Consider the following 21,975-nt stretch of genomic DNA (forward strand, 5'->3'; position numbering starts at 1 on the left):
ACGTCGGCTTCCGGCCTGGCGTCGCTGATGGCGCGATCGGTCGGCCATAATGGCCGCGATGCCTGACCGCAAGCTTCCCGACCAACCCGGCCTGTTCGACCCGCCGGATGCGCCCGAGCGCCCCGTCACCGACCCTGCAGACGCAGGCCCGTTGCCGCTGCCCGGTTTTCTGGAGCAGGCCGGCACAGGGCAAGGCGCCGAAGCGCCTGCTGCGCCCGCCGCAGCGCCGGCATCGGCGGGCGGCACGTCGCGCACGCCCCTGTGGGCGCGCCTGCTGGGGCGGCTGCTGGCGCCCTGGCTGCGCCTGGAAATCGAGGTCGATCCTGCGATCGCGAGCGATCCTCGCCCGATCTGCTACGTGCTGGAAGACTATGGCCTGTCCAATGCGCTGATCCTGCAGCGCGCCTGCCGCGAGGCCGGACTGCCGCCGCCGCTGCAGCCGATCGCGGGCGATCCGCTGGGGCGCAAGCGCGCTTACGTGGCGCTGTCGCGGCGGCACGTGAATGCGCTCGGCCTGCTGCCAGGGGCCGAGCACAAGACCCACTCCGGCTCGCTGGCGCGGCTGCTGCAGGCGCACCAGCGGCAGCCCGCGCTGGACGTGCGGCTGGTGCCGGTGTCGATCTTCGTCGGCCAGGCGCCCAAGCGCAGCAGCGGCTGGTTTTCCGTGCTGTTCTCGGAGAACTGGACCATCGTCGGCCGCTTCCGCCGGCTGCTGGCGATCCTGCTCAACGGGCGCGACACCCTGGTCAAGTTCGCCGCTCCACTCCAGGTGCGCGAGGTCGTGGCCGAGGGGCTCGATCCCGAGCGCACCGTGCGCAAGCTCTCGCGCATCCTGCGCACCCATTTCCGGCGCGTGCGCGAGGTGGTGATCGGCCCCGACCTGTCCACCCGGCGCATGCTGGCCGACCAGGTGCTGTCGGCGCCGCTGGTGAAGGAGGCCATCGCCGATCAGGCCCGCCGCGACAACAGCAGCCTGGAAGCAGCCTGGGAGAAGGCCAATGCCTACTTCTGGGAAATCGCCGCGGATTACTCCAGCACGGTGGTGCGCTCGGCCAGCTTCGCCCTGACGTTCGTCTGGAACCGCATCTACCGCGGCGTGCTGGTGCATCACCTCGACCAGTTCAAGCAGGAGGCGCTGGGACACGAAGTGATCTACGTGCCCAGCCACCGCAGCCACATGGACTACCTGCTGGTGAGCTACCTGCTCTACACCCACGGCGTGGTGCCGCCGCATATCTTCGCCGGCATCAACCTCAATCTGCCGGTGGTCGGCACCCTGCTGCGCAAGGGCGGCGCGTTCTTCGCCCGCCGCAGCTTCAAGGGCAACGCGCTGTATTCGGCGGTATTCCGCGAATACATGGCGCAGTTGGTTGCGGGCGGCTACTCGATCGAATACTTCATCGAGGGCGGGCGCTCGCGCACCGGGCGGCTGCTGCAGCCCAAGGGCGGCTCGCTGGCGATGACCGTGCGCGCCTATCTGCGCCAGCCGACCCGGCCGCTGCTGTTCCAGCCGGTCTACATCGGCTACGAAAAGCTGATGGAAGGGCGCAGCTACCTCGAAGAACTGTCCGGCAAGCCGAAGGAGAAGGAATCGATCTGGCAGCTGCTGACCGGCATTCCCAAGGTGCTGCGCAGCAACTACGGGCAGGTGGTGGTGAACTTCGGCGAGCGCATCCAGCTCAGCCAAGTGCTTGCGGAGCTGGCGCCGGAATGGGACGGCCAGCCGCTCGGCGACGACGAAAAACCTGCCTGGTTCTCGCGCACCATCGATGCCCTGGCGCAGCGCATCCAGATCAACGTCAACCGCGCCGCCGACGTCAACCCGATCAATCTACTGGCGCTGGCGCTGCTGTCCACGCCCAAGCACGCGATGGGCGAGGCCGACCTGCGCGCGCAGATCGCGCTGTCCAAGACCCTGCTGGCGGAGGTGCCGTACTCTGAGTGGGTGACGGTGACGCCGCATACTCCGGAGGAGATCATCGCTCACGGCGAGGAAATCGGCCTGATCACCCGCACCGCGCATCCGCTGGGAGACGTGCTGAGCGTGGAAGGCGACAACGCGGTGCTGCTGAGCTACTTCCGCAACAACGTCCTGCACCTGTTCACCGCGTCCTCGTGGATCGCGGTGTGCTTCCAGAACAACCGCCGCATGGGCCGCCGCCAGCTGCAACAGATCGGCCGCACCCTGTACCCATTTCTTCAGGCCGAGCTGTTCCTGCCGTGGGACGAAGACACCTTCGCCGCGCGCATCGATCGCACCATCGAGGTGTTCATTCGCGAGGGGCTGCTGGAGCAGGTCAGCGACGAAGACGGCGGCATCCTGCAGCGCCACTCCGGGCAGAGCGACGAGGTATTCCGCCTGCGCGCGCTCGGGCACACGCTGCAGCAGGCGTTCGAGCGCTACTACATCGCGATTTCGGTGCTGGTCAAAAACGGCTCGGGCACGCTCGGCGCAGGCGAGCTGGAAAGCCTGTGCCAACTGGCCGCGCAGCGCCTCTCCCTGCTGTATGCGCCGGCCGCGCCGGAATTCTTCGACAAAGCGCTGTTCCGCGGCTTCATCCAGAAGCTGCGCGAGCTCAAGCTGGTGTGGCCGGACGAGACCGGGCGACTGGCCTTCGACGAGCGCCTGAAAGCGTGGGCGAAGGACGCGCGCGTGGTGCTCGGGCGCGAGCTGCGGCATACCATCGAGAAGATCAGTCCCGCCGGCAGCGGCCGCACCACGGGCGAGCAGCCGGCGTTGCCGCCCGATCCCGCGTCCACGGACGGGGCCGGCTGAGCGCACTCACGCCGGCTCGTCCGGAATCAGCCGGTTCTCGATCCAGGCAATCTGGTCCTTCAGCAGCAGCTTGCGCTTCTTCATCCGCTTGAGCGCCAGCTCGTCGGCCTGCAGGGAGGCCTGCAGCAATGCGATTTCCTCGTCCAGGGCGCGATGCTCCAGACGCAGTTCGGCGAGGCGTCGCGTCAGGCGCGCAAGTTCGGCCGGATCGAGAGGCTGGTTCATGCGCCGAGCATAGCGCGACCTCCGGTGCGCCGGCAGGCGGGTAGAATGGCGGCCCCATGACGCCCCCCGCTTCCCACCCCGCGCCATCTGCCGCCCGCCATAAGCGCGAAGCCGACAAGCTGGCCAAGCGCCTGCGCCACCAGGTGGGCAAGGCGATCGCCGACTTCGGCATGATCGAGGACGGCGACAAGGTGATGGTCTGCCTGTCCGGCGGCAAGGACAGCTACACGCTGCTCGACGTGCTGCTGCAGTTGCAGAAGAAGGCGCCGGTGCGGTTTTCCATCACCGCGGTCAACCTCGACCAGAAGCAGCCGGGGTTCCCGGAGCACGTACTGCCCGAATATCTGCGCTCGCTCGGGGTGGACTTCCACATTCTCGAGCAGGACACCTACTCGGTGGTCAGCCGCGTCATTCCCGAGGGAAAGACGATGTGCTCGCTGTGCTCGCGCCTGCGCCGCGGCGCGCTGTACACCCATGCCGCGCAGCACGGCTTCACCAAGATCGCGCTCGGCCACCATCGCGACGACATGGTGGCCACCTTCTTCCTCAACCTGTTCTTCCACGCCAAGCTCTCCGGCATGCCGCCGAAGCTGCTCAGCGACGATGGCAAGCACGTGGTGATCCGGCCGCTGGCCTATGTGCGCGAATCCGACATCGAGGCCTACGCCGCGGCCAAGGGCTTTCCGATCATTCCCTGCAATCTGTGCGGCTCGCAGGAAAACCTCCAGCGCAAGCAGGTGAAAAAGATGCTGGCGCAGTGGGAGAAGGAAAGCCCGGGGCGAATCGAGACCATCGCGCGCGCGCTGGGCGACATCCGCCCGTCGCAGCTGGCCGATCCCAAGCTGTTCGATTTCCTCGCGCTCGGTCGCCGCAGCGACGCGGCCTTGCCTGATGCGCACGCCTGGCTGGCTGGCGCGCCTGCCGACCCCGAACCCATCCCGCTGGCGCTGCACCCGGTGCGCAACCACGATGGTCTGGACATTCTGAAGTCCTGACGCTCCGCGCCCTCCCGGCCTGCCGCCCTTCCGTTCCCTGCCGCCCGTCATCGCGGCCCCTGCCTTGGACTGCCGATGTTCTTCCGCAATCTCACCTTGTTCCGTTTCCCCTCCGCGCTCGACCTGTCCGATCTCGACCCGCGGCTGGCCGAATGCGCGCTCAAGCCGGTCGGCGCGCTGGAACTGTCCTCGCGCGGCTTCGTCGCGCCGATGGGCCAGCACCACGACGGCTTTCAGCACACATGCGACGGTGCGCACTGGTTGACCGTCGGCGGCGAAGACAAGCTGCTGCCGGGCGCGGTGATCAACGACCTGCTGCAGAAGAAGCTGGCGGCGATCGAGCAGAGCGAAGGCCGCAAACCCGGCGGACGCGCCCGCAAGCGACTGAAGGACGAGTTGATCGCCGAACTGCTGCCGCGCGCCTTCGTGCGCCCGGTGCGCACCGACGCGCTGCTGGACGGGACCCTCGGCGTGATCGCGGTGGACACCTCCTCGCGCAAGGTGGCCGAAACGGTGGTATCCGAAGTGCGCCGCGCGCTGGGCAGCTTCCCGGCGCTGCCGCTGAACGCAGAGGTGGCGCCGCGCGCCATCCTCACCGGCTACCTGACCGGCGATGCGCTGCCCGACGGGCTCACCCTGGGCGATGAATGCGAGCTGCGTGATCCGGCCGATTCCGGCGCGGTGGTGAAGATCCAGCGCATGGAGCTGTCGGGCGAGGAGATCGGCAAGCACCTGGAAGCCGGCAAGCAGTGCACGCGCCTGGCGCTGGTGCTGGACGACCACGTCAGCTTCGTGATCGGGGAAGACCTGGTCGTGCGCAAGTTCAAGCTGCTGGACGGCGCGGTGGATTCGATCGAGTCCGGCGAGCACGACGACATCGTGGCCGAACTGCAGGCCCGCCTGGCGCTGATGACCGCCGAGCTCAGGCGCCTGTTCGCCGTGCTGGAGACCGCGTTCAGGCTCAGCCGGGCCGAGTAAGAGGCGTCGCCCGCCCCCGGCAACGTACACTGGCGCGATGCGCTCCCTGTTCCGCCTGACGCTGCCCGCACGCCCCGCGCCGAAAGCGCCTGCGATCCAGCGCGATCGGCTGACCTTGCGTCTCGACGATGGCCGCGACATCACGGTTCTGCGCGTGCGCGATCCGCGCGCGCGCCGGATCCGCCTGACGGTGGACGAGCGCGGCGCGCGCCTGACCCTGCCGCTGCGTGCCAGCCTGAGCGCAGGCGAACGTTTCCTGCACGCGCACCGCGACTGGCTGGCAGGACAGTGGGCCGCGCAAGCCGAGGCGTCCGGCGCCCGCTTGGTGCGCATGGCGACGCCGGCGCTGCCGCTGCGCGGCGTCGAGCTGCCGCTGCGCTGGGCCGAGGGCCGCGCCTGCCGGCTTACGTTCGCCGAGGACGGCAGCCTCTGCTTCAGCGTCCCGGCCCGCGCCGGGGACGCGGCCCTGCGCCGCGCGCTGCGCGATTTCTACGAGGCCGAAGCCCGCGCCGACATCGGACGCTGGCTTCCGAACTACCTTTCCGGACTGCCGCGCGCGCCGCGCCGGATCGTATTCAAGCGCACCTCCTCGCTATGGGGCTCGCTGGCGCCGGACGGCACCCTGGCGCTGGACCTGGCGCTGGTGCTGGCGCCGCCCGCGGCGTTCGAATACGTGCTGGTGCACGAACTCTGCCACCTGCTGCACGCCGACCACTCGCCACGGTTCTGGGCCGCGGTCGAAGCCCGCTATCCGGACTGGCGTAACCAGCGCGACCACCTGCGCCGCGCCGGGCGCAGCCTGAAGGGGCGGCTGCGCGCGCTGCTGGCCGACTGAAGCGTGTTCGCACGTTATTTCAGGCAGCCACGGATCACTCGGGGGAGCCATGACCCGCATGCACCGCCGCCTCCCGCATGCATTGCTGCTCGCGGGCACGGTGCTGGCCGGCTGCCACAAGGCGCGGGACGCCTCCCCGCTTGCATCCGCGCCGGAATACACGCCCGCCCATGCCGCGGCGCAGGCCGACGCGGGTGGCCGCGTCACGCTGCCGCCGGGCTTTCCCACCGATATCTACCTGCCGGCGCGGCACCGGGTGGCCACCGCGGTGGACATGGCCGGGATGCAGATGGTCAACCTGATGACCCCGACGGCGACCGCGACGGTGTATGCCGAGGCCGACCAGGGAATGCAGGCGCGCGGCTGGAAGCGCGAGCTGGCGATGCAGTCGGACGACGGCAGCACGCTGTCCTTCCGCAAGGACGGCCGCCAGGTGTTCTACCAGCTGGTCCGTGACCCCTCCGGCGGCACCCAGCTGGCGGTGCGGGTGGCCAGCAGCGACTAAAGGCCGCGCCGCCAGCGCGTCAATCCGCGCCCAGGAATGCGTTCACCGCCTGCGCCACCGCCTGCGGCTGCTGCATGTGCAGGTGATGCCCGCCGGGCAGCACCACCAGCCGTCCACGCGGCAGCAGCGCCACCCGGCGGCGGCGCTCGGCATCCGGCAGGTAAGGCTGCGCGGGATCGGCGAACACCGCCAGCGTCGGGCATTCGATCGCGCGCAGCACGTCGTCGATCTGCGCCTGGGTCATCCGGATCATGGTCGGCTGCACCAGGCGCGGATCACTGCGCCAGACGAACCCGCCGTCCACCGCGCGCAACCCGCGCTCCACCAGCAGCCGCAGCTGCGGCACCTCCAGCCCGGTGCCGGGAACGCGCTGCGACTGCAGGCGCGCGCGCACCGCCGTCTCGATATCCGGAAATACGCGCAGCCCGCGCCCGGGCCGTAGACGGTGGGCGATCGCCTCGCGCATGCGCGCGGCGGTGCGCTCCGGCGCCTCCGCCAACGCGCCCAGCATCTCGATCACCGCCAGCCGCTCGACGCGCTGCGGGCAGGCGGCGGCCAGCAGGCTGGCCAAGCCCGCGCCCATCGAGTGCCCGAGCAGGCAGAACGACTCCCAGCCGAGCGCATCGGCCACGTCGAGCAGGGTGTTCAGCGCCAGCGGAAAACCGTAGTCCGCTCCCGGCGGCAGATGCACGCTGTGACCGTGGCCGGGCAGGTCCAGCGCCACCAGATCCAGCCCGCGCAGGTACGGCGCCAGCGGCAGGAAGCTGGCGGCATTGTCCAACCAGCCATGCAGCGCCAGCACGCGCGGGCCGCGCCCATCGTTGCGCAGGGCCGCGATCCGGCCCAGCGGGATGTCGAGGACGACCTCGCGCATCAGGCCCAGCCCTCCTGCGCGCGCGCCAGCGCCGCCAGCGCGTCGGCATGCGCCGGCGCCGCATTGAGGCAGGGGATGTAGCGCAGCGCGCGGCCGCCGGCGGCGCGGAACGCGGCAGCGTTCTCCAGCGCGATCTCCTCCAGCGTCTCCAGGCAGTCCACCGCGAACCCCGGGCAGATCACATCCACCGTGCGCACGCCCTGACGCGCCAGCGCCTCCAGCGTCGGCTGGGTAGACGGCTCGAGCCAGGGCTCGCGGCCGAAGCGCGACTGGAACGTCAGCAGAAGCTCATCACGGGCGATGCCGAGCGCGGACGCGATCGCGGCGGCGCTGGCCTCGCACTGCGCGGCATAGGGGTCGCCGGCCTCGACCAGCCGGCGCGGAATGCCGTGGAACGAGAGCAGCAACCGCTCACCGATGCCGTGCGCCCGCCAGTGCGCGCGGATGCTGTCTGCGACCGCCGCGACCCAGCCCGGATCGACGTGGTAATCGCACCGCAGTTCCACCTGCAGGCCGCTGCCGGGAACCGCCGCGGCCAGCGCGTCCTCGACGCTGGCGGTGGTCGTGGTCGAATACTGCGGATACAGCGGCAGCACCCGCACCCGGCGCACGCCCTGCGCGCGGAGTTCGGAGAGCACCGCGGCCACCGACGGCTCGCCGTAGCGCATGGCATGCCGCACCTGCCAGCCTGGCAGGCGCTCGCCGACCGCCGCCGCCAGCGCGGCGGTATGCACCGCCAGCGGCGAGCCGCCCTCCATCCAGATCTGCGCGTACTTGCGCGCCACCTTCGGGCTGCGCAGCGGCAGGATCAGGAAGTGCAGCAGCGGGCACCACAGCCAGCGCGTCAGCGGCACGATCCGATAATCGTGCAGAAACTGCGAAAGATACTTACGCACCGCCCTCGCGGTGGGCGCCGCGGGAGTCCCGAGATTGACCAGCAGCAGCGCGGGCGGGGTGGCAGAGGCGGCGGCGTGGGTATCGTCCTGCATACGCATATAGGATGGCATGAAGCGCGTGCGGATCCCGCTTGGCTTAACATCGATTCATGCCCGCCGCGCCAGGATGCGGCCGTCCCCCGAACCCGGAGATACCGATGAGTGCCACCCCACGCCGCCTGACCCTCGCGCTTGCCGTCCTGCTCGCCGCCGGCAGCGTCGCCGCCGGCGCCCGCGAAGATGCGCGCGCCGATGAAGCGATCCGCGTGCTCAAGCAGATCCAGGCCATTCCGGAATCCTCGATTCCCGACCGCCTGCTGGAAGACGCGCGCGGGATCGTGGTGGTGCCCGACACCATCAAGGCCGGCTTCATGCTGGGCGGGCGCCGCGGCCTCGGGATGATGGCGGTGAAGCGCCCGGACGGCAGCTGGTCGAACCCGGTGTTCGTGAAGCTGTCCGGCGCCAGCTTCGGCTTCCAGGCCGGGGTGCAGTCGGCCGACGTGATCCTGGTGTTCCGCAGCGATCGCGGCCTGGACACCATCGTCAACGGCAAGTTCACCCTCGGCGCCGATGCCAGCGTCGCCGCCGGCCCGGTCGGCCGCAACGCGGCGGCCGCCACCGACGGCGCGATGAAGGCCGAAATCTGGTCGTGGTCGCGCGCGCGCGGGCTATTCGCCGGGGTGGCGCTGGACGGCGCGGTGCTGCAGATCGACCACGGCGCCGACCGCAGCGCGTATGGCGAAGGCGTCACGCCGCGCATGATCTTCGAAGGCCGCACGCCGCCGCCATCGCCCGCCATCGCAGCCTTCCGCACCACCCTGGAAGAAGCCACCGCCGCCGCCCGCTATGCGCGCCAGCGCGCCGAAGCGGCCTCCGCCCCGCCACCGCCCGCGCCGGGCGCGGCTACGGTGACCCCGCTGGGCAACGACCATCCAACCACCAGCGCGCCGCTGCCGCCGCCGACCAAACCGTGAGCGGCATGTCGGCCTGCTAGACTGATGGCCCTCTCTCGCAGACTCGAAGCACGGGTGCATCCATGGGCGGTTTCAGCATCTGGCACTGGCTGATCGTGCTGTTGATCGTGCTGCTGGTGTTCGGCACCAAGCGGCTGACCTCGGGCGCGCGTGACCTCGGCAAGGCCGTGCACGAGTTCAAGAAGGGCATGCGCGGCGAGGACGAGGCCGCGCAGGACGCGAAGAAGCCCGCGCCGCGCATCGGCCAGGAGCCGCCGGCGGGTGCACCCTCCGAGCAGCGCGAGCGCGACGACACCTCCCGCTGACATCCGCGATGTTCGACTTCTCGCTCGGCGAGATGCTGGTGGTGGCGCTGGTGGCGCTGGTGGTGCTCGGCCCCGAACGCCTGCCCAAGGCCGCGCGCCTGGCCGGATTGTGGCTGCGCCGCGCGCGTGCGCACTGGGTGTCGGTGAAGAACGAACTGGAGCAGGAACTGGCGCGCGAAGAGCTGGCGCGTAGCCTGCGCGAGACCCGGCAGGCGCTGGACGAGGCGCAGCTGCAGCTGCATACCAGCGGCCACGATCCGGGGCCGGCCGCGTCCGCAAGCAGCCCTTCCGAACCTGCCGCGCCAGCGTCCGAAACCGCAGCCAACCCCACGCCCGCCGGCGAGGTGCGCCGTGATGGCTGACGCTGGCGACGCAACCGACGAGCGTCCGCTGATCGCGCACCTGCTGGAACTGCGCATGCGCCTGCTGCGCGGCCTGATCGGGCTGGCGCTGGTACTGCTGGCGCTGCTGCCGGTGGCCAACCGGCTATACGCCTTCCTGGCGCGACCGCTGCTGGCGAAACTGCCGAAAGGCGGCCAGCTGATCGCCACCCAAGTGGCCTCGCCGTTCTTCGCGCCGCTCAAACTGGCTTTGTTCGTGGCGCTGATGATCGCCATGCCGTGGCTGCTCTACCAGCTGTGGGCGTTCGTCGCGCCGGGGCTGTACCGGCGCGAGAAACGGTTGGCGCTGCCGCTGCTGGTCTCGGCGCTCGCGCTGTTCTATGCCGGCTGCGCGTTCGCCTATTTCCTGGTGCTGCCGATGGTGTTCGGCTTCCTCGCCCGGGTGACCCCGGACGGGGTGGCGATGATGACCGACATCAGCGCCTACCTCGATTTCGTGCTGGTGCTGTTCCTCGCCTTCGGGCTGGCGTTCGAGCTGCCGGTGGCGCTGGTGATCCTGGCCCTGCTCGGCTGGGTGACCCCGGCCCAGCTGCGCGAGGGGCGCGGCTACGCGATCGTGGGCATCTTCATCGTCGCCGCGATCGTGACCCCGCCCGATGTGGTGAGCCAGCTGATGCTGGCGATTCCGATGTGCCTGCTGTACGAAGCCGGCATCCTCGCTGCGCGGCTGGTCGCACCGGCGCGGTCGGTCGCTCCCGATACGCCCGATTGAGGCACTTGCCCGTCTCCGTGGAGCGCAGTCGAGCGATGCCACCCACCGATGGCCCTCCCGCTGAGTTCAGGCCCGCCGGTTTCTGGCCGCGCTATGCGGCGTGGTCGCTGGATGCCGCCTGCCTGCTGCCACTGGCCGCGCTGCTCGGGACCGGCCCGCTGCGGCGGGCGTGGGCGCAAGCGGATGCCAGCCTGCATACCCTGCTAGCACTCGCCGCGCAGCGGCTGGATGCCGGGCTGACCCGAGGCGATCCACCGCTGGCGCTGGCCCTGGCCGCCGCCGGCGATCCCCGCCTGCAGGCCGCCGCGCACGCGCTGAGCACCGCGCTGACCACCCTGCTCGGCCTGCCGCTGCTGCTCTACGCCCTGCTGTCGGCGCTGTGGGCACTGGGATTCGAAGCCTCCCGCTGGCAGGCCACCCCGGGGCAGCGCGCGCTGGGCCTACGCGTGACCGATACCGCCGATGCGCGCATCGGTGGCGGGCGGGCGCTGCTGCGCCATCTCGCCGCCGGGCTGTCCTGGGCCAGTCTCAATCTTGGGCACGCCCTGATCGCGCTGCCGCCGCATCTGGCCCTGCACGACCGCCTCAGCGCTACGCGCGTGCAGGCGCATGCTGGCACTTCGCGCCTGCCCGTCTGGGCGCGCGCCTGGCTGTGGCTGCAGGCGCTGGCCGGCGTGTTCGCGCTGGCCTGGCTCTACCGCCTGCTGCAGGCGCAGATGGACGCCGCCCTGCGCGCGGCCCTGGGCAGCTGAGCGCCTGCCAAGCGCGGCTTATAGTTCGATGCGGTCCTCGCGCGCCGACACCGCCAGGCCATTGCCACCGTCGCCGCTGATGTCGCGCCAGGCGTAGTACATCACCCCGAACATCACCACCATCAGGGCGACCACGAACGCCAGGTACAGCGGCACCGCGATCACCGCCACCACCCAGCCGCCCAGCAGTTTCGCCAGCAAGCCGGCCACCAGCATGGCCAGCACCAGCACGATCGCCAGCACGACCGCCGCCAGCACCGCCAGCACGAACAGCAGCAGCAGCGCCGGCAGGTTGCGCAGGCTGCCGCGCACGCCGTCGGCCAGGGCTTCGCCGACGCTGCGGCCACGCAGCGCGATCTGGCCGAAGCCGATCGCCTGCACCCCATAGACCAGCAGCCCTACCACCCACATGACCAGCATCGCCAGGCTGAAGCCATCCGGCAGCGCGGTCGGCGGGGTGCCGCCCGCGGGGCCCTGCAGGGTGTGCAGATACCAGCTGCCGATGTCGGGCGCCAGCAGCCCGACCAGCGCTGCCAGCAGCAGGTTCTGGGCCAGCATCAGCACGACCATGAACGTGACCGCGCGCGCCGCCACCGGCGGCTCGCCGAGCACCGAGAACACCGCCGCGGGACCGACCGCACGCCCATGCTCGACGGCATCCACCAGCCGCAGATAGCCGGCGATCAAGACCGCCATCAGCGTGGTCACCACCAGCCCGACCAGCATCGAGGCGCCGCTGGCCACCAGCCCGCCAGGCTTGGCCGCCAGGCCCACCGCGACCAGCACGACCACCATGCCCATGGCCAGGGCGATGATCGCCGCCAGCAGCAGCAACGCACCGCCGAAGATCGCCTTCGGGTTGTCGCGGCCCAGATTTAGCGCCCGCCGCAGCCAGTCGATGCTGGCCGTGGCGCCCACCGCGCGCGTCGTCATCCGTGTCTCCCTCGAAAAAAGCCGAGGCCCGCGGCGCGGGCCATGCCTACAGCATACTCAACCCGGAATGCTGCGGCGGACGTGTTGCACGAACCGACGCAGCACGCGCCTGGCCAGCGGCGCGGCGTGCACAGCGGCCTCCAACCGGCGCGGATCGCGGCCTTCCTGCGCCAGCGCCTCGCGGCGGGCGCGAATGTAGCCGCGCATGTGCATGGTGCTGAACTCGGGATGGAACTGCACCCCCCAGACGCTCGCGCCCCAACGATAGGCCTGGCAGGCGTCCTGCGCGCTGCGCGCGAGCACGAGCGCGCCCGGCGGCGGCCGCAGCACGCTCTGCAGATGGGTCAGCTGGGCGGAAAACCGCGCCGGCAGGCCGGCGAACAAGGGGTCGGCGGCGGCTTCCGGCAGCAGCTCGACCGCCACCGTGCCCATCTCGCGCCCCTGCGGGTTGTCGCCCACCGTGCCGCCCAGCGCGTGCGCGATCAGCTGGTGGCCGTAGCAGATCCCCAGCAGCGGCAGCCCGGCCTGCGCGGCCTTCGCCAGCCAGGCCGCGCTGCGCTCGCTCCAGTCGCGGCGCTCGGTCACCATCGCCGCCGAGCCGGTGACGATCACGCCGGCAAACCCGGCGCGCTCGGGCAGCGCCTCGCCGTGCTCGACGTCCACCACCACCGCGGCATCGCGGTCCAGCCCGGCCGCCACCCGGATCCAGTGGGCGAAGCTGCCGTGGCGGCGCATGCTCGCGGTGGGGTGGCCGGTTTGCAGGATCAGCAGGGGTGCGGTCATCGGCGTTGCATCTCCCCGCCGCGGCATGCGCACGGGGAAGTCGGAAATGGGGCGGGAACGGGCAGGCGGCGCGAGCCGGCCACTTATACTAGCCGGCCACGTTGCCGCTTGACCCGCCGATGGCCGCCGACCGCGTACCGATCACATTTCAAGACCTGATTTTCCGCCTCAACGCCTATTGGGCCGAGCAGGGCTGCGTGCTGATCCAGCCGCTGGACCTCGAAGTGGGCGCCGGTACCTTCCACCCGGCCACCTTCCTGCGCGCGATCGGCCCGGAGCCGTGGAACGCCGCCTACGTACAGCCTTCGCGCCGCCCCACCGACGGCCGCTACGGCGAGAACCCCAACCGCCTGCAGCGCTATTACCAGTACCAGGTGGTGATGAAGCCCAGCCCGGACAACATCGTCGAGCTCTACTTCGACTCGCTCAAGGCGCTGGGCATCGACCCGCTGGTGCACGACCTGCGCCTGGTCGAAGACAACTGGGAATCGCCCACCCTCGGCGCCTGGGGCCTGGGCTGGGAAGTCTGGCTGAACGGCATGGAGGTGACCCAGTTCACCTACTTCCAGCAGGCCGGCGGGCTGGAATGCCGGCCGGTGCTGGGCGAGATCACCTACGGCCTCGAGCGCCTGTGCATGTACCTGCAGAACTGCGACAACGTCTACGACCTGGTGTGGACCTATGGGCCCGACGGGCTGCCGGTCACCTATGGCGACGTGTACCACCAGAACGAAGTGGAGCAGAGCGCCTACAACTTCGAGCACGCGGACGTGGCCGAGATGTTCCACCGCTTCGACGCCTGCGAGCGGGAAGCGATGAAGCTGGTCGAGGCCGGCCTGCCGCTGCCGGCCTATGAGCAGGTGACCAAGGCCAGCCACAGCTTCAACCTGCTGGACGCGCGCCGCGCGATCTCGGTGACCGAGCGCCAGCGCTACATCCTGCGCGTGCGCAAGCTGGCGCAGGCGGTGGCGGAAAGCTATTACGCGCAGCGCGAGAAACTCGGCTTCCCGGGGCTGAAGAACAACACCGCCCGCACGGAGGCCACGGCATGAGCATGCAACCGCTGCTGATCGAACTCGGTACCGAGGAACTCCCGGTCAAGGCATTGCCGGGGCTGGCGCAGGCGCTGTTCGACGGCGTCATCGCCGCGCTGGAAAAGCGCGGCATCGCGATCGAACGCGGCGATGCCAAGCCGCTGTACTCGCCGCGTCGGCTGGCGGTGCTGCTGCCGGGCGTGGCGATCGCGCAGCCGGCGCAGACCTCCGAGGTGCTGGGCCCCTATCTCAACATCGCGCTCGACGCCGACGGGCAGCCGACCCGCGCGCTGCAGGGCTTCGCGGCCAAGCTCGGAGTGGAATGGACGCAACTCGAGCGCATCACCGACGCCAAGGGCGAACGCTTCGTGCACCGCGCCACCACCCCGGGCGCGCTGACGCTCGACCTGCTGCAGGCGGTGCTGGACGACGCGCTGGCCGGCATGCCCATCCCCAAGCCGATGCGCTGGGGCGACCACCCCTACGGCTTCGCGCGCCCGCTGCACTGGCTGGTGGTGCTGCTGGGCAGCGCCGTGGCCAACGTGCACGCGCTGGGCATCCGCGCCGGCCGCCACACGCGCGGCCACCGCTTCCACGCCCCGGGCGAGATCGCCCTCGCGCAGCCGCAGGACTATGTAGAGGCGCTGCGCCAGGCCTGCGTGCTGGTCGATCCGGACGAACGCCGCACGCATATCCGCGCCCAGGTGGAGCAGGCGGCACGGGGCGTCGCCGGCCTGGCGCGGATTACCGCGGACAATCTGGAGCAGGTGACCTGCCTGACCGAATGGCCGCAGGCGATCGCCTGCACCTTCGAGCGCGACTTCCTGGCCGTGCCGCAGGAAGCGCTGATCGAGACCATGGAGGCCAATCAGAAGTTCTTCCCGGTGCTGGACGCGCAGGGACGGCTGACCGAGCACTTCGTCGGCATCGCCAACATCGCCTCCAAAGACCCGGCGGAAATCCGCAAGGGCTACGAGCGCGTGATCCGCCCGCGTTTCTCCGATGCCAAGTTCTTCTTCGACGAGGACCTCAAGCAAGGCCTCGCATCGATGGGCGAGGGCCTGAAGTCCGTGACCTACCAGGCCAAGCTGGGCAGCGTGGCCGACAAGGTCGCGCGCATGACCGCGCTGGCCGAGGCCATCGCCGCCCAGGTCGGGGCCGACCCGGCGCAAGCGCGGCGCGCGGCGCAGCTGGCGAAGAACGACCTGCAAAGCCGCATGGTGGGGGAGTTCCCGGAGCTGCAGGGCATCGCCGGCCGCTACTACGCGCAGGCCGCCGGCGAAACGGAGGCGGTGGCGCTGGCGATCGACGAAGCCTACCGCCCGCGCTTCGCTGGCGATGCCATCGCCGCCTCTCCCTTGGGCAAGGTGCTGGCGATCGCCGACCGCCTGGACACGCTGGCCGGCGGCTTCGCCGCGGGCCTGAAGCCGACCGGCAACAAGGACCCCTTCGCGCTGCGGCGCAATGCGCTGGGGCTGGCGCGGACGCTCATCGAGAGCGCCTTCGATCTCGACCTGAAGGCGCTGATTTATCGCGCATTCGAGGCTGTAAAACAGGCCATGGCCGATGTTGTACTTCGGCAAATGCACGATGCTGCGGAAAGTGCGCGTGCAATGGGCGTCGACACACCATCGCATCATTTCACTAGCCACTCGATTAGCCTGGCGGAATTGGACGAGCTCTACGACTTCATCCTCGACCGCCTGCGCGGCTACTACGCCGACAAAGGCGTGCCGGCCGCGCACTTCAATGCCGTCGCGCAGCTCAAGCCTGCCTCGCTGTACGACTTCGACCGCCGCCTCGATGCCATCGGCATCTTCGCGCAGCGGCCGGAGGCCGCGGCGCTGGCTGCGGCCAACAAGCGCATCGGCAACATCCTGAAGAAGGCCGACATCGCCATCCCGGCGATGGAAGACCCCTCGCTCATGACCGAGCCCGCCGAACGCGCGCTGGCCGAAGCGGTGGAAGCGGCCTACGCGGAGACCGCTCCGGCGCTGGCACGCGGCGACTACGTGGACGTGCTGTCGCACCTGGCGCGGCTGCGCCCGCAGGTGGACGCGTTCTTCGACGCGGTGATGGTCAACGCCGACGACCCGGCCGTGCGCGGCAACCGCCTGGCCCTGCTGAAGCGGCTGGCCGACCGTCTGGGGAGTGTGGCCGCGATCGAGCACCTGTCGGCGTGAGGGCCGCGCGCCGGCGGGTTTAATCCGGCGTTGACGCCGCGCCGGTATCCTGCGTCGATGCCGATCCGCTCCCTGCGCCTTCCGCTGCTGCTCGCCTGCCTATGCGCCGCCGCCCCGGCGTGGGCGGTGAAGGTGGAGCGGATCGAGATCGAGGGCCTCAAGGACGCGGCGATGCGCGACAACGTGCGCAGCGCGCTGTCGCTGAGCGACGCGCTGGGCAAGGACCTGCGCGCGCGCCGCCTGGGCTACCTGCTGCAGGTGGCCGACGCCGAGGCGCGGCGGGCGCTGGAGCCGTTCGGCTACTACGCGCCGACGATCGAGGTGCTGCGCAGCGACCGCCCGGCGCCGGCGGCGAGTGAAACCGCTGGCAATGCCGCAGACGCGGACGACACCAACGCGGCGGCGGATGCGGCGGAAAGCGATGCCGCGGACGCCGATGCGGGCGAGGCCGCCGCACCGGGGCGCGCGATCACCGTCACCCTGCGCATCGTGCCCGGGCTGCCGGTCCGGGTGCGCGGCTTCGATGTCGGGGTGGACGGCCCGGGCGCGTCCGATCCCACGGTCGCTGCGGCGTTGCAGGCATTCCAGCCGCGCCCGGGGCAGGTGCTGGACCACGCGCGCTATGAGGCCAGCAAGGCGCAGGTGGCCGGTGCGCTGGCGCGCCACGGGTATTTCGAGGCGAAGCTGCTGCAGCACCGGGTGGAGGTCATCCGCGCCGAGCACGCCGCCGACATCGCGCTGCGCTGGGACAGCGGCGCGCGCTTCGCCTTCGGCCCGGCGCAGTTCACGCAAACCCCACAGGCGGTGGTGTGGCCGCGCCTGCTCGACAAACTGGTGCCGTGGACGCCCGGCGCGCCCTACGACGAGGCGCAGGTGGAGCGCCTGCGGCAGTCGCTGCAGGCGCTGGACTACTTCGGGCTGGTGGACGTGCAGGCCGATCCGGCCGCCGCCCGCGACGGCCAGGTGCCGGTACAGGTGCAGCTGACCCCGGCCAGGCGCAGCCTCTACAGCGCCGGTCTCAGCTACGGCACGCTCAGCGGCACCGGCATCAGCCTCGGCATCGAGCGCCGCTACCTCAACCGCCGCGGGCACAAGGCGCTGGCGCAGATCGACTGGGCGCTGAAGCGCAAGACCGCGACCGTGCAGTACCGCATCCCGGCCTTCGCCTGGCTGGACGGCTGGTACACCGCCAGCCTGCAGGCCGCCGACGAGCAGACCGCCTACGTCGATAGCCGGCATCTGGAGCTGGTCGCCGGGCGCACCGGGCAGTACAGCCGCCACCTGGAGCTGTCGGCCACCCTGCACGTGCTGCGCGAGCGCTGGGCGTACTCCCTGCCGAGCAAGCCCACGCCCAGCTTCCAGTTGGCCAGCTTCGTGTTCCCGGAACTGCGCGGCGAGTACATCGCGGTGGACGACCGCCTGGCCCCGCGCCGCGGCGGTGGCCTCACCCTCACCCTGCGCGGCGGCAGCGGTGGCGCCGACGGCAACGCCACCTTCACCCAGCTGCACGCGCGCGCGCAGTGGTTCCACGGGCTGGATGCGGACAGCCGCCTGATCGTGCGCGGCGAGCTGGGCCACACCTTCACCCGCGATGTGCTCGACCTGCCGCCCAGCCTGCGCTTCTACGCCGGCGGCGACCGCAGCGTGCGCGGCTACGGCTGGCACGAGATCGGCCCGCGCATCGTCACCACCGGCGGCGACTACTTCACCGGCGCGCCGAACGTGGTCACCGCCAGCCTGGAATATGAGCGCTACTTCAAGGGCCCGTGGGGCGCGGCGGTGTTCGTGGACAGCGGCAGCGCGTTCGCTGGGCGCACGCCTGACATGCACACCGGCGTCGGCGTCGGCCTGCGCTGGCGCTCGCCGGTGGGGCCGGTGCGGATCGACATCGCGCGCGGGCTGAATTCGCCCGACTCGCCGTTCACCCTGCACCTCAACATCGGAGTCGATCTATGACGCCCGCGCCGCCTCCGCCGCGCGCGCGCCGGCACCGTCTGCTCGTCGGCAGCGTCATGCTGCTGAGCCTGCTCCTTGCCGCGACGCTGGGCTGGCTGTTGCTCACGACGCGCGGGCGCGATGCGCTGCTGGCGCAGATCGTGGCGCGGCTGCCGGCCGGCACCGAGCTGACCTGGGACGCGGCGGACGGGCCGCTGTCCGGCCCGCTGACCCTGCGCGGCGTGCGCTTTTCGATGCCGCGCCAGCGCGACCCCGACTGCGTGCCCACGCCGCGCGCCCGCTGCGCGATGGGCACACTGCGCTTCCAGGCGCAGACCGTGGTGCTGGATCCGGCGCTGCTGCCGCTGCTGGGCGGCACCCTGCGCCTGGACGCGCTGGAGGTGCGCGGCGGCGTGCTCGACCTGCCGCGCAGCGACACCCCGCTGCAACTGCCGCGCTGGCCGGACGTGCTGCCGCAGATCGCGCCGCCGCTGGCGCTACGCGCCGATGCCATCCGCATCGACGCCCTCGCGATCCAGCGCGAGGGCGCGCCGCTGCTTACGATCCAGCGCCTGCGCGGCGGGTTGCAGGCCAGCGCCGGCCGCCTGCACGTGGAGCACCTGGCGATCGACAGCGACCGCGGCCGCTTCACCCTGCACGGCGATTACCAGCCGGCGCGCGATTTCCGCAGCGACCTCACCGCCACCGCGGTGCTCGCCGCCGCGCCCGGGCGCACCCCGGCGCGACTGGGCCTGGTGGTGCGCGGCGACCTGAAGCGGATGGTGGTGGCGCTGGCCGGGGACGTCCCGGACCCGCTGCGCGCAAGTCTCCTCCTGCAGGGCGACAAGGCAACCCCGCACTGGCAGCTTTCCGCACGCGGCGACGGGCTGGACCTGGGCCTGCTGGCGGGCGCGGCCACGCCCGCCACCCCGCTGCGGTTCTCGCTCAGCGCGCGCGGCAAGGGCGGCGACGCGCAGCTGCAGGGCGCGCTGCACCAGGGCGAGCGCGCCTTCGTCCTGCAGCCCTCGCGGCTGCGCCTGCAGGACCAGCAGCTGCAGCTGCAGCCGCTGGTGCTGGATGCCTTCGGCGGCCGCATCACCGCGCGCGGCAGCGCCGACCTGCGCGATCCCGCCCGCGCCTCGGTGCAACTGGCACTGGCCGCGCGCGGCCTGCGCTGGAGCGATGCCGATGGCACCACCACCCTGCGCGGCGATGCCGACCTCGGCGTGAGCGGGCAGCTGCAGCGCTGGGCGCTGCAGGGCCAGCTGCGCCTGCTGCGCGGCCACGAGCGCGCGGAGGTGGAGCTCACCGGCAACGGCGACCTGGACCGGATGCAGGTGACGCGCCTTATGGCGAGCATGCCGCAGGGCCGGCTGGACGCCAGCGGCGCGCTGGCATGGACACCGGCGCTGGAATGGACGGCGCAGGCCACGCTGGCCGGGTTCGATCCCGGCTACTTCGCGCCGGACTGGCCGGGCGCGATCCACGGCGAGCTGCGCAGCCGCGGCGGCACCCGCGCCGATGGCCAGCTGCGCGCGGAGCTGCAGGCGCGCGACCTCGGCGGGCGGCTGCGCGGGCGCGCGCTGGCCGGACATGCCGACGCCACGATCGACGGCGACACCTACCGCGGCGACCTCGCGCTCAGCCTCGGCGGCAGCCGGATCGACGCGCACGGCAGCATGGCGGACACGGTGGCGGTGACGGCCAGCCTCGCCCCGCTGCGCCTGGACGACCTGCTGCCGGGCGGCGGCGGCGTGCTGCGCGGCACGCTGGCGCTGCGCGGCGCGCGCCGTGCGCCGGACCTCGCGGTGAACCTGACCGGCCGCGACCTCGCCTTCGGCGCGTACCGCGCCACCCATCTGCAGGCGCAGGGCCGGCTGCCGTGGCAGGCCGGCGACGGCGATCTGCGCCTCGACGCCAGCGGGGTGCAGGCCGGCCTGCCGCTGGACAGCCTGCATGCCCGCCTGCGCGGCGCGGTCGAACGCCTGCAGCTGGACGCCGAGGCGCGCGGCGAGGCCGGCACCCTGGCGCTGTCTGCGCAGGCGCGCCGGCGGGGCGCCGGCTGGCAGGGCGCGCTGGCGACGCTGGCCCTCGGCCCTGCGCGCGGCGGAGCGTGGACGCTGGCGCAGCCGGCCGCCTGGCGCTGGCGCGGCGGCGCGTTCGCGCTGGATCCCGCCTGCCTGCGCGGCGCTGCGGGCGGCCGCGTCTGCGCGCAGGGCGGCTGGCCGCAGCCGGGGCTGCGCGTGCAGGGCGACGCGCTGCCGCTGGCCCTGGCCGCCGACTGGCTGCCGCCGCGCAGCGATGGCCGGCCGTGGGCGCTGGACGGCACGCTGGATTTGCAGGCGGACGTGCGCGCGGCAGGGCGCGGTTGGCAGGCCACCGCCACGCTGCGTTCGGCCGCCGGCGGCCTGCGCGAACGCCCCGGGGCGCGGCGCGCGCTGCTGCGCTATCGCGACCTGGTGGTCGCGGCCGATCTCGGCCCGGCGCAGTGGCAGCTGTCGGCGTATGCCGCGCTGGGACGCGACGGCAGCCTGGCCGCGCAGGTGCAGACCGGGCCGCAGGCGCAGGCCCCGCTGCGCGGCGTGTTGCGCCTGCGTACCACGGAGCTGCTGCCGCTGGAGCTGCTCTCGCCCGACATCGTCGAGCCGCGCGGGCGCCTGGACGTGGCCGTGCAGTTGGGCGGCAGCCGCGCCGCGCCGCGTCTGGGCGGCCAGGCGCAGCTGCAGGGGTTCGCCGCGGAGCTGCCGGCGCTGGGGATCGCCGTTCAGGACGGCGAACTGCAGCTGCAGGCGCAGGAAGACGGCAGCGCGCGCATCGCCGGCACTCTCGGCACCGGCCAGGGCCCGCTGCAGGTGGAAGGCAGCCTCGGCTGGCAGGACACCAGCACCCCGCTGCAGCTGTCGCTGCGCGGGACCCGCGTGCTGCTGGCCGATACCCGCCAGCTGCGCCTGCTGGCCTCGCCCGACATCCGCCTGAGCTACCGCGCCGGCGCGCCGCTGCAGGTGCGCGGCAGCGTGGCGGTTCCGCAGGCCGACGTTCATCTGGAACGGCTGGAGATGGGCGTGGCGCCCTCGCCGGACGTGGTGGTGCTGGACCCGGCCGATCCGCAGCAGGCCGCGGCCAGCCCGCTGCCGCTGGATCTGGACCTGGCGGTGACGGTGGGCAATGCGGTGAAGCTGGACGGCTACGGCCTGGCCGGCACCCTCGGCGGCAGCCTGCGCGTGCGCCAGCTCCCCGGCGGCGAGGCGCGCGCCACCGGCGCGCTCGAGGTCGGCGGCCGCTACCGTGCCTATGGCCAGGACCTGCGCATCACCCGCGGCCGCCTGCTGTGGTCGAACAGCGCGATCGCCGACCCGCACCTGGACATCCGCGCCGAGCGCGAGGTCGGCGACGTCACCGCCGGCGTGCAGGTGTCGGGGCGCGCCTTGGCGCCGCAGGCCAGCGTGTGGTCGAACCCGGCGATGAGCCAGTCCGAGGCGCTGGCCTACCTCACCCTCGGCCGCCCGCTGCCCAGCCTCAGCCGCAGCGAGCTGCAGCAGGTGGACCTGGCCAAATCCGCGCTCAACGCCGGCGTCGGCTTGCTCACCGCGCAGCTGGGCGCGCGCATCGGCCTGGACGAGGCCGGCGTGAGCACCTCGCGCGCGCTCGGCGGCGAGGTGCTGGGCGTGGGCAAATACCTGTCGCCGCGGCTGTACGTCAGCTACGGCGTATCGCTGCTCGGCACCGGCCAGGTGGTGACGCTGAAGTACCTGCTGCGCAAGGGCTTCGACATCCAGGTGGAATCCAGCACGGTCGAGAACCGCGCCTCGCTCAACTGGCGCACGGAGAAATGAGGCGCGC

18 protein-coding genes and 1 pseudogene are annotated in these 21,975 nt (G+C 71.8%); 14 read left to right on the forward strand and 5 right to left on the reverse strand.

Annotation, left to right across the window (positions count from 1 at the left end; all coding sequences use genetic code 11):
* Positions 1–58 precede the first annotated feature (58 nt).
* On the forward strand, positions 59–2,776 hold the full coding sequence (gene plsB, locus ML342_RS03685; RefSeq protein WP_439655142.1) for a glycerol-3-phosphate 1-O-acyltransferase PlsB: 2,718 nt from the start codon (positions 59–61) through the stop codon (positions 2,774–2,776).
* 6 nt (positions 2,777–2,782) lie between these two features.
* Here the strand turns inward: plsB and ML342_RS03690 are convergent, their stop codons facing one another.
* Complete coding sequence (locus tag ML342_RS03690; RefSeq protein ID WP_240125575.1) at positions 2,783–3,001, reverse strand: YdcH family protein; 219 nt, start codon at positions 2,999–3,001, stop codon at positions 2,783–2,785.
* Positions 3,002–3,057: 56 nt separating this feature from the next.
* On the opposite strand from ML342_RS03690, the gene ttcA reads away from it, so the two are divergent.
* The 4 genes from ttcA (at position 3,058) to ML342_RS03710 (ending at position 6,314) form a co-directional block, all read left to right on the forward strand.
* Positions 3,058–3,996, forward strand: a complete 939-nt coding sequence (gene ttcA / locus ML342_RS03695; protein ID WP_240125576.1) for a tRNA 2-thiocytidine(32) synthetase TtcA — start codon at positions 3,058–3,060, stop codon at positions 3,994–3,996.
* A 75-nt stretch (positions 3,997–4,071) separates the two neighbouring features.
* Positions 4,072–4,974: a recombination-associated protein RdgC gene (locus tag ML342_RS03700; protein WP_240125577.1), complete on the forward strand. Its 903-nt coding sequence runs from the start codon at positions 4,072–4,074 to the stop codon at positions 4,972–4,974.
* A gap of 37 nt (positions 4,975–5,011) precedes the next feature.
* A complete protein-coding gene (locus ML342_RS03705) occupies positions 5,012–5,809 on the forward strand; it encodes a M48 family metallopeptidase (RefSeq protein WP_240125578.1) in 798 nt (265 codons plus the stop codon).
* A 58-nt stretch (positions 5,810–5,867) separates the two neighbouring features.
* Positions 5,868–6,314 carry a hypothetical protein gene (locus ML342_RS03710; protein WP_240125579.1) on the forward strand — a complete coding sequence of 149 codons (447 nt, stop codon included), beginning with the start codon at positions 5,868–5,870 and terminating at the stop codon, positions 6,312–6,314.
* 19 nt (positions 6,315–6,333) lie between these two features.
* Here the strand turns inward: ML342_RS03710 and ML342_RS03715 are convergent, their stop codons facing one another.
* Together ML342_RS03715 and hemH are read right to left on the reverse strand one after the other, a co-directional pair.
* Positions 6,334–7,188 (reverse strand): alpha/beta fold hydrolase, encoded by an 855-nt coding sequence (locus ML342_RS03715; protein WP_240125580.1) that lies wholly within the window; start codon positions 7,186–7,188, stop codon positions 6,334–6,336.
* Positions 7,188–8,177, reverse strand: coding sequence for a ferrochelatase (hemH, locus tag ML342_RS03720; RefSeq protein ID WP_240125581.1), 990 nt, complete (start codon positions 8,175–8,177; stop codon positions 7,188–7,190). Before hemH ends, ML342_RS03715 begins: the two co-directional genes overlap by 1 nt.
* A gap of 104 nt (positions 8,178–8,281) precedes the next feature.
* Between hemH and ML342_RS03725 the strand changes: the two are divergent.
* The 5 genes and pseudogenes from ML342_RS03725 to ML342_RS03745 all read left to right on the forward strand — a co-directional run.
* A pseudogene (locus ML342_RS03725) lies at positions 8,282–9,085 on the forward strand (lipid-binding SYLF domain-containing protein); the annotation flags it as partial.
* Between the two features lie 74 nt (positions 9,086–9,159).
* A complete protein-coding gene (tatA, locus tag ML342_RS03730) occupies positions 9,160–9,402 on the forward strand; it encodes a Sec-independent protein translocase subunit TatA (protein WP_240125582.1) in 243 nt (80 codons plus the stop codon).
* Positions 9,403–9,410: 8 nt separating this feature from the next.
* Positions 9,411–9,764 carry a Sec-independent protein translocase protein TatB gene (gene tatB, locus ML342_RS03735; RefSeq protein ID WP_240125583.1) on the forward strand — a complete coding sequence of 118 codons (354 nt, stop codon included), beginning with the start codon at positions 9,411–9,413 and terminating at the stop codon, positions 9,762–9,764.
* Entirely contained in the window at positions 9,757–10,515 is a 759-nt protein-coding gene (gene tatC / locus ML342_RS03740; protein WP_240125584.1) for a twin-arginine translocase subunit TatC, read from the forward strand. The genes tatB and tatC overlap by 8 nt, the downstream gene beginning before the upstream one ends.
* Positions 10,516–10,550: 35 nt before the next feature.
* Positions 10,551–11,267: an RDD family protein gene (locus tag ML342_RS03745; RefSeq protein WP_240125585.1), complete on the forward strand. Its 717-nt coding sequence runs from the start codon at positions 10,551–10,553 to the stop codon at positions 11,265–11,267.
* A gap of 18 nt (positions 11,268–11,285) precedes the next feature.
* Here the strand turns inward: ML342_RS03745 and ML342_RS03750 are convergent, their stop codons facing one another.
* Both ML342_RS03750 and ML342_RS03755 read right to left on the reverse strand, forming a co-directional pair.
* Complete coding sequence (locus ML342_RS03750) at positions 11,286–12,200, reverse strand: hypothetical protein (protein ID WP_240125586.1); 915 nt, start codon at positions 12,198–12,200, stop codon at positions 11,286–11,288.
* Positions 12,201–12,257: 57 nt separating this feature from the next.
* Entirely contained in the window at positions 12,258–12,983 is a 726-nt protein-coding gene (locus ML342_RS03755) for a glutamine amidotransferase (RefSeq protein ID WP_240125587.1), read from the reverse strand.
* A 119-nt stretch (positions 12,984–13,102) separates the two neighbouring features.
* Here ML342_RS03755 and glyQ point away from each other — a divergent pair, with 119 nt between their 5' ends.
* From glyQ to ML342_RS03775, 4 genes are read left to right on the forward strand one after another with little or no spacing between them, the layout of a single operon-like run.
* The gene (gene glyQ, locus ML342_RS03760; RefSeq protein ID WP_240125588.1) at positions 13,103–14,035 is read left to right on the forward strand and encodes a glycine--tRNA ligase subunit alpha; all 933 of its coding nucleotides are present in this window, start codon (positions 13,103–13,105) and stop codon (positions 14,033–14,035) included.
* Positions 14,032–16,200 (forward strand): glycine--tRNA ligase subunit beta, encoded by a 2,169-nt coding sequence (gene glyS / locus ML342_RS03765; protein ID WP_240125589.1) that lies wholly within the window; start codon positions 14,032–14,034, stop codon positions 16,198–16,200. The genes glyQ and glyS overlap by 4 nt, the downstream gene beginning before the upstream one ends.
* 57 nt (positions 16,201–16,257) lie before the next feature.
* Positions 16,258–18,156 (forward strand): autotransporter assembly complex protein TamA, encoded by a 1,899-nt coding sequence (locus tag ML342_RS03770; RefSeq protein ID WP_240125590.1) that lies wholly within the window; start codon positions 16,258–16,260, stop codon positions 18,154–18,156.
* The gene (locus ML342_RS03775) at positions 18,153–21,968 is read left to right on the forward strand and encodes a translocation/assembly module TamB domain-containing protein (RefSeq protein WP_240125591.1); all 3,816 of its coding nucleotides are present in this window, start codon (positions 18,153–18,155) and stop codon (positions 21,966–21,968) included. The genes ML342_RS03770 and ML342_RS03775 overlap by 4 nt, the downstream gene beginning before the upstream one ends.
* Positions 21,969–21,975 lie beyond the last annotated feature (7 nt).

The organism is Thermomonas alba (assembly GCF_022419205.1).
Classification (GTDB): domain Bacteria; phylum Pseudomonadota; class Gammaproteobacteria; order Xanthomonadales; family Xanthomonadaceae; genus Thermomonas; species Thermomonas alba.

Coding starts and splice junctions, on each gene's coding strand:
- ML342_RS03770 (WP_240125590.1), top strand. CDS start 16,258: ATGCCGATCCGCTCCCTGCGCCTTCCGCTGCTGCTCGCCTGCCTATGC.
- tatC (WP_240125584.1), top strand. CDS start 9,757: ATGGCTGACGCTGGCGACGCAACCGACGAGCGTCCGCTGATCGCGCAC.
- ML342_RS03690 (WP_240125575.1), bottom strand. CDS start 3,001: ATGAACCAGCCTCTCGATCCGGCCGAACTTGCGCGCCTGACGCGACGC.
- hemH (WP_240125581.1), bottom strand. CDS start 8,177: ATGCAGGACGATACCCACGCCGCCGCCTCTGCCACCCCGCCCGCGCTG.
- ML342_RS03715 (WP_240125580.1), bottom strand. CDS start 7,188: ATGCGCGAGGTCGTCCTCGACATCCCGCTGGGCCGGATCGCGGCCCTG.
- glyS (WP_240125589.1), top strand. CDS start 14,032: ATGAGCATGCAACCGCTGCTGATCGAACTCGGTACCGAGGAACTCCCG.
- plsB (WP_439655142.1), top strand. CDS start 59: ATGCCTGACCGCAAGCTTCCCGACCAACCCGGCCTGTTCGACCCGCCG.
- ttcA (WP_240125576.1), top strand. CDS start 3,058: ATGACGCCCCCCGCTTCCCACCCCGCGCCATCTGCCGCCCGCCATAAG.
- tatB (WP_240125583.1), top strand. CDS start 9,411: ATGTTCGACTTCTCGCTCGGCGAGATGCTGGTGGTGGCGCTGGTGGCG.
- ML342_RS03775 (WP_240125591.1), top strand. CDS start 18,153: ATGACGCCCGCGCCGCCTCCGCCGCGCGCGCGCCGGCACCGTCTGCTC.
- ML342_RS03755 (WP_240125587.1), bottom strand. CDS start 12,983: ATGACCGCACCCCTGCTGATCCTGCAAACCGGCCACCCCACCGCGAGC.
- ML342_RS03745 (WP_240125585.1), top strand. CDS start 10,551: ATGCCACCCACCGATGGCCCTCCCGCTGAGTTCAGGCCCGCCGGTTTC.
- ML342_RS03710 (WP_240125579.1), top strand. CDS start 5,868: ATGCACCGCCGCCTCCCGCATGCATTGCTGCTCGCGGGCACGGTGCTG.
- ML342_RS03700 (WP_240125577.1), top strand. CDS start 4,072: ATGTTCTTCCGCAATCTCACCTTGTTCCGTTTCCCCTCCGCGCTCGAC.
- ML342_RS03705 (WP_240125578.1), top strand. CDS start 5,012: ATGCGCTCCCTGTTCCGCCTGACGCTGCCCGCACGCCCCGCGCCGAAA.
- tatA (WP_240125582.1), top strand. CDS start 9,160: ATGGGCGGTTTCAGCATCTGGCACTGGCTGATCGTGCTGTTGATCGTG.
- glyQ (WP_240125588.1), top strand. CDS start 13,103: ATGGCCGCCGACCGCGTACCGATCACATTTCAAGACCTGATTTTCCGC.
- ML342_RS03750 (WP_240125586.1), bottom strand. CDS start 12,200: ATGACGACGCGCGCGGTGGGCGCCACGGCCAGCATCGACTGGCTGCGG.